Origin of the sequence: Neobacillus drentensis (genome assembly GCF_036966985.1) — a bacterium.
In the GTDB taxonomy this organism is placed as follows: domain Bacteria; phylum Bacillota; class Bacilli; order Bacillales; family Cytobacillaceae; genus Neobacillus; species Neobacillus drentensis_E.
The window spans coordinates 1-1,044 of the sequence record NZ_JBALSN010000742.1 but is presented as its reverse complement, the minus strand read 5'-3'; the positions used below and the strand labels follow the sequence as shown (position 1 = coordinate 1,044).

Genomic DNA, 1,044 nt, shown 5'->3' with positions numbered 1-1,044 from the left:
GTCTCAGATTTTTATAAAAAAAAGGGCGACTTTGAGCGAGCCGCCTTTTTTATCATGAGAGGCTGACATCCGCCTGCTCATTATCGAATGGTATTAATGAGTCCTAGCATCTGATCGCCCATCGTAATGGTTCTTGAGTTCATCTGATACGAACGCTGTGTTGTCATGAGGTCTGTTAATTCTTTAGACATGTCCACATTCGACGTTTCAAGTGCACCTTGCTGAAGTTGAATGGCCTGACGGTTTGCCCCATTCAGTGCCGTTAAAGCGCCTTGATAGTTGCCGTCGACTGAGAACAAATTTTCTCCTTCAGAGATGAGTGCTGAAGAATTATTCACTTGAACAACCCCAAGATTCACCTGCTGATTCGGTTGATTGCCTCGAGAAATAGCTGTAAGCCGGCCATTTTTATCGATAGAAATATCACGGAAATTCGCATTTAAGACAATCTCCTTCCCGTTTTCGTCAAGAATCGGATGGCCTTCGCTTGTCACCAGCTGGACTTGATTCCGATTATTTCCTGGCTGTAAATAAAGAGAGCCATCTCTTGTATACCGGATGTTACCGCCAGCATTGACCTGCAAATACTGAGATGGCGCACCAAATGCAACATCAAGGTCACGGCCTGTTTCTTTAATAGACCCTTGCAATGAGTTAATGGATGCATTAACCATCGTACCAGTTCCAAGCCTTAAACCAGCAGGTGTCAGACGACTGTTTGCCACCTGCTCATTTTTTTCCTCTACCTGATTAAACTGTTGTCTGACCAGCTCTGAAAAACGGGTGTTTTTCGCACGATACCCTGTTGTTTCACTGTTTGCGATGTTATTACTAATGATATCAAGCTGCTTTTGCACCTCGTTCATCGACACAGCTGCATTGATCATCGTTCTAAGCATGAGAATCCTCCTCTCTCTTTCATTTCTTCATTAATACACTCTTCCGATTTCATTCACTGCTTTTTCTAAACTTTTATCATATGCCTGAACCACTTTTTGGTTTGTTTCAAATGCGCGGTAGGCTGTTGTCATTTCTGTATATGAT

The 1,044-nt window shown here is 42.9% G+C and carries 2 protein-coding genes; both read right to left on the bottom strand.

Features of this window, described 5'->3' with window-relative positions:
- Positions 1-80: 80 nt before the first annotated feature.
- Positions 81-899 carry a flagellar hook-basal body protein gene (locus V7659_RS31210; protein ID WP_335543867.1) on the bottom strand — a complete coding sequence of 273 codons (819 nt, stop codon included), beginning with the start codon at positions 897-899 and terminating at the stop codon, positions 81-83.
- Between the two features lie 30 nt (positions 900-929).
- A partial coding sequence (locus tag V7659_RS31205) for a flagellar basal body rod C-terminal domain-containing protein (protein WP_335543868.1) occupies positions 930-1,044 on the bottom strand: 115 nt, incomplete at its 5' end.